5 protein-coding genes are annotated in these 5103 nt (G+C 66.1%); all 5 read left to right on the top strand.

The genetic code is table 11. From position 1 onward, the window contains the following. Nucleotides 1-960 (top strand): putative capsular polysaccharide synthesis family protein (locus ABZ260_RS46090; protein WP_355630908.1); only part of this gene is annotated, 960 nt, incomplete at its 5' end. A 7-nt stretch (nucleotides 961-967) separates the two neighbouring features. Beyond that, nucleotides 968-1237 (top strand): phosphopantetheine-binding protein, encoded by a 270-nt coding sequence (locus ABZ260_RS46085; RefSeq protein WP_355630905.1) that lies wholly within the window; start codon nucleotides 968-970, stop codon nucleotides 1235-1237. 1 nt (nucleotide 1238) lies between these two features. Then, a complete protein-coding gene (locus tag ABZ260_RS46080; RefSeq protein WP_355630902.1) occupies nucleotides 1239-2393 on the top strand; it encodes a nucleotidyltransferase family protein in 1155 nt (384 codons plus the stop codon). Then, complete coding sequence (locus tag ABZ260_RS46075) at nucleotides 2393-3835, top strand: condensation domain-containing protein (protein WP_355630899.1); 1443 nt, start codon at nucleotides 2393-2395, stop codon at nucleotides 3833-3835. Before ABZ260_RS46080 ends, ABZ260_RS46075 begins: the two co-directional genes overlap by 1 nt. After that, entirely contained in the window at nucleotides 3816-4871 is a 1056-nt protein-coding gene (locus ABZ260_RS46070; protein ID WP_355630896.1) for a hypothetical protein, read from the top strand. The genes ABZ260_RS46075 and ABZ260_RS46070 overlap by 20 nt, the downstream gene beginning before the upstream one ends. Nucleotides 4872-5103 lie beyond the last annotated feature (232 nt).

The following is a 5103-nucleotide window of genomic DNA, read 5'->3' as shown; positions in this document are numbered from 1 at the left end:
GGCGGCGAGATCAACGCCTTCACCGCCAAGGAGTACACCTGCTACTACGCGCGGGTCCTCGACGAGGACCTGCGGGTGGCCCACCACGTCCTGAGCCCTAACCCCCGAAGGAGGCGGTGGACCTTGTCCGCCGACAGCGCCGCACGCACCGGCCACGACACCGTGGTGGTCGTCTATCAGATGGGAAAAGTCGGCTCGTCGAGCATTCACCAGTCGCTGGTCGAGGCGCGGTTGCCGCAGCCGGTCTACAAGATCCATTACCTGTCCGACCAGGGGCTGGCGCGCGCTCGGCGGCTGTATGCCGGACTGAAGGCGGACGTGCCGTTGCCTCACGAGGAGAGCACCGAACGACTGCGCGCCCTCCGCCGGGACCGGCCCAGCGTGCGCTGGAAGGTCATCACGAGCGTGCGGGAGCCTATCGCCCGCGACGTGTCGGCCTACCTCCAAATGGTCGACGTGCTCCACCCCCACTTGGTGGGCGACGGGTCACCGCGGCTCAGCCGGATCGCGCGCGCTGCGACCGCGCAGTTCGCGGCGTTCGACGAGACGACCAACCATACCTGCACCTGGCTCCACTACGAGCTCCGAGCGGCCCTCGGCGTCGACCTGTTCGCCCAGCCGTTCGACCACAGCGCCGGGTACACGCTCGTACGAGAGGGGAACGTCGAAGTGCTCGCCCTGCGACTGGAGGACCTGAACCGCTGCGGCGAGCAGGCGTTGAGTGAATTCGTCAACGCGGCCGTACCACTGCGATACGCCAGTTCCCGCGCGCCCGCCAAACTCCAGTCCGTCTATGTCGAGGATATTTACCGGCAGATCATACCCAGAATCCGCATTTCTCGGACAACCTGCCGAAAGATTTACGAATCGCGGTATGCCCGACATTTATACACCCCGACCGAGCTGAAGTCCTTCACCGACAAGTGGTCCCACTCGTCCTCCACCGCGAATGGCAGGTGACAAGCTCATGACTGACGAGTGCGAGGTAACCGTGCAGCGCATCCTGCGCGCGCATCTGCCCATCGAAGACGATCATGCGTTTCCGGTCGACGCGACCCTGGTCTCACTCGGCCTGGATTCGCTGCGCGCCGTCAACCTGGTGCTCGATCTGGAAGAAACTTTCAACATCGAGTTTCCCGACTCGATGCTCACCGGCTCCACCTTCGGGACGGTGAAGGATCTGCAAGAAGCGTTGCGCAGCCTCGTCGGCGCGACGAGCGGAACGGAAGGCGCCTGACATGACCGCGAGTGACATGACCACGGGCGACACCACGTTCGGCCCCGAATGGGCCGTGCTGGAAGGGCTGGCCCGCGGCCTGGAGACACCGGACGAACGCACGGCGTTCGCCGCGCTGGTGTACGGAGGACTCGATTGGGGAGAGGTGATCGAGCAGGCACTGCGTCACCGAATGCTTCCGATGGTCGCTCACGCCATCGGCGATCTGGAACTGCACGACGCGATTCCGCTGCGCGTGTCGGAACACCTTCGCTCCGTCCTCGCCCTCAACCTATACCGCCGCGACGTCTGGTACACCGAGGCTGGGCGGGTGGTAGCGGCGTTGGAAGACTCTGGAATCCCGGTGGCCGCACGCAAGGGCGCCGCATACGAGTCGGACCTGTACGGCGGCAACGGCAGTCGCTGGCTCGGCGACCTCGACCTGCTGATCCGGCCGGAGGACCGCGACGCCGCATCCGCGCTGATGCCGAAGCTTGGTTACCGGGTCGGGCTCTACGACTTCAACCGCCGGGTGATCGTGAAGTTCGAGCGCACCGAGCTGATGAAGTACCGGCTCAACCCCGACCACCTGCCCACCCAGAGTCTGGTCACCTCCGACCCGCTCGTCCCGGTCCTCGAAGTCGACTTCGCCAACAGTCTCACCTGGGCCCGAGCCGAGTACCAGGTGCCCGTCACCCCCATCTTCGAGAGTCTGGAGCGGTACGAGGTAACGGGCGTGCCCGGTTTGTCCCTGCCCCGTCCCGCCCCCGCCTTCCGCTTCCTCGACACCGTGCTGCACCTGTTTCGCGAGGCGTGGTTCGAATGGTGGCTGGGCAAGGAACAGGACGTGGATCTGATGAAGTTCGGCGACGTCATCAGGTTGTGGCGGGCACACCACGCGGTGCTGACCGACGGCCGGTTCAGCAAGGAGATCAAGGACTACGGCATCGGACGACCCGTAGGCTGGGTGCTGACCCACCTCGATCGGACCTTCGGTCTCACGACCCTCGATGCTCTAGACCTCGGTGGCGAGATAGACGAGGATTACCTCGCGAGCGCGGGTGGCTCCCTGGGTAGGCCACGCGCTTGGCAGGGCACCATGCGCGACCGGTTGCTCACCAAGGATAGACGCGCCGTCTTCGCCACGGAGCCGACGGTCTCCGAGGCGGATGGCTGATGGCGTCGATCTGGGCGGCACAGCGTCGACGCAGACAGGTGGAGCGCGACGCCCCGCCGATCCGGAGTGTCGAGCGGCCGGGACCGCACCCGTTGTCGCCGACCCAACGACGCCTGTGGCGGTTGGAGCGAAGCGGCGTCCACGGCGGTCTCGCCTACAACGTCACCATGGCGCGGCTACTCCATGGGCCGCTCGACGCAGTCGCGCTCAGAGAGGCCGCGAACGAGGTCGCCCGCCGCCATGAAGCTCTCCGCACCGTCTTCTCCGAAGACGACGGAGTGCCCGGACAGACCGTTCTCACCGAGTGCCCGCCGGAGTTCACGGTCATCAACCTGCGCGGGATCGGTCCCCACGATCGGCAGGCCGCCGCCCAGCGCATGGCCGACACACAGGCCACCCGGCCGATGGACCTCACCGCGGGTCCACCGTTTCGCGTGCAGCTCTTGCGACTGGCCGAAGACGAGCACGTGATCGTGGTGTGCGTGCACCACATCGTGGCCGACGGCTGGTCGCTTCAGGTGATCGTCGGCGAGATGGCCGCCCTGTACAACGCACGGGTCGCCGGAGAGCCCCCGGCGCTGCCGGAGCCCGAGTTCCACTTGGTCGACGTCGTCGGCTGGCAGCAGGCGTGGCTACGGGGCCCGACGCTGGATCGCTATCTGAAGTTCTGGCGGCCGCGGCGAGTACCGGTCGCCGCCGCGCTTCCCCTCGCGCCCAACCTCTCGCCGCCGCGCTCTGAGCCGTCGGCGGGTCACGGAAACCGGATCCACTTCCAGATCCCCGGCCCGACCGCGCGGGTACTTCGGCGTCTGGCCGACGAAGCCGGAACGACCCTCTTCGGCGTTCTGCTGGCCTGCTACGCGCTTCTGCTATACCGACACGGCGCCGCACACGAGATCGTCATCGGATCGCCCGCCGCCAACCGCAACCGCCCCGAGCTCAGCCGGGTTGTCGGGTATCTCGCGCACATCGTCCCTCTGACGGTCGGGATCGACCTACGGGACGACTTTCGCTCCCTGCTCACCCGAGTGCACGACACCGCGACCGAGTCGTTCGCCCACCAGGCTCTGTCCGTCGAGCAACTCGTCGAGTCGACCGACCCGGCCGCCGATCCGGTGGCGTCGTACCCCATCACCACACTGTTCGCGCTGCACAGTTTCCACCGCGGCGATATCAGGCTGACCCGACTGCGTGACGAGCCGTACCACATTGTCACAAAAGACACGGAATTCCCACTCTCGTTCTCTGTCTTCGACACCAACAACGCACTGACGGGATATGCCGGACACCATTCCGGGATTTACCCGCCGCAGCAGGTCGCGCGGCTGGTTGACGACTTCCTTGCGATTCTCGCGTTGGTCACGGAGCATCCGAATCTTCCCGTTCGGGCGTTCGCCGAGAGCGCGGCAGCGACAACGTCCCATGACGCGCATTACCACTAGGCTGACGGGTGTGATGACCGGACTACGCTCCCTTCCCAAAGCCGATCTGCACCTTCACCAGGAGATGTCCCCCCGCTTGGACCGGGTCCTCGCCAAACGCGAGAACAGGGCGGGTTACGACTGGGCGAGCTGGCGCCGGTCCCTGCTCGACGAGATACCACCCGGCATCGAACGCCTCGACAACCTATCCAAGGTGTTTCCCGTCGCTCGGGAACTAGACGCCGAGGACGACCTGTTCGTGGCCCGGGTCGTCGATACCCTGACCGAGGCTGCCGAGGACGGAGCATGCTTCGTCGAGGTACGGTTCGGCAACGAGACCGTCGTCAGAGAAGACTTCATGGGGCTGTTCCGCCAAGCCGAAGCCGAGGCCCGGCGGCGATACCCCGCGCTGCGAGCCGAGGCGGTGGTCACCGTGGTCCAGTTCCTCGCTCCCGACCGGCTGACCCGCGTGGTCGAAGGCTGTGTCGAGGCCGCGGCCGAGGGGCTGGCCGGAATCGACCTGCTCTACCAGCCCTACCACGTGGAGGCCGACTGGAAGCAGGCCTACGCGCTGGCCGAACGATTCGCTGCGGTGGGCCTCGGCATCACCGCGCACGCGGGAGAGTTCTCCACCGCCAACATCGCCGCCGCCGCCCGCACACCTGGCCTGACCCGGATCGGCCACGGCGTCCACGCGGCCGCCGACCCGGCTCTGATGGGCCTCCTGGCCGACCGGAAGATCACCCTGGAATGCTGCCTGACCTGCAACCGACTGCTCGGCGCCATCGATGAATACCCCGAGCATCCGCTGCGCCGACTGCTGGACCACGGTGTGCGGGTCGTCCTGGGCACTGACAACCCGGTCCAGGTGGGCACCACCATCGGCAAGGAGTACGAGGCCGCCGCGGCCCTGGGATGCGATCTCGACGACCTGCTCCGATTCACCCGCACCGCGTTGGAAGTTGGTTTCACCACCGAGCCGCGCCGACGGCGAATGCTCGCAGAGTTCGACCTCGGATATTCAGCCCTGATTGCAACGGAAAGATCACAGGTGTGAGGAAGGTGCACCTGGCCTGCCAGGATGCGATTGCTTGAGATCGAGTCCGGGCAGAGGCGGGTGCACCTTCTGGGTGAACGGTAGAGCATGAGATCGTCGGTTGTCTGTATGCGGCGATGGTAGGGGGCTGATCGGGCATGCCGGGTTTCTGACCGGTGTCGATCAGCTCCTGCTCGCGCCAGTTGTAGATCGTCTGGTCGCTGATCTGTAGATCGAAGGCCACTTGCCGCAC

The sequence above is a fragment of the Streptosporangium sp. NPDC006013 genome (assembly GCF_040614275.1).
GTDB lineage: Bacteria > Actinomycetota > Actinomycetes > Streptosporangiales > Streptosporangiaceae > Streptosporangium.
The sequence above is the reverse complement of the archived record's forward strand: the minus strand, read 5'-3'. Positions and strand labels throughout refer to the sequence as shown.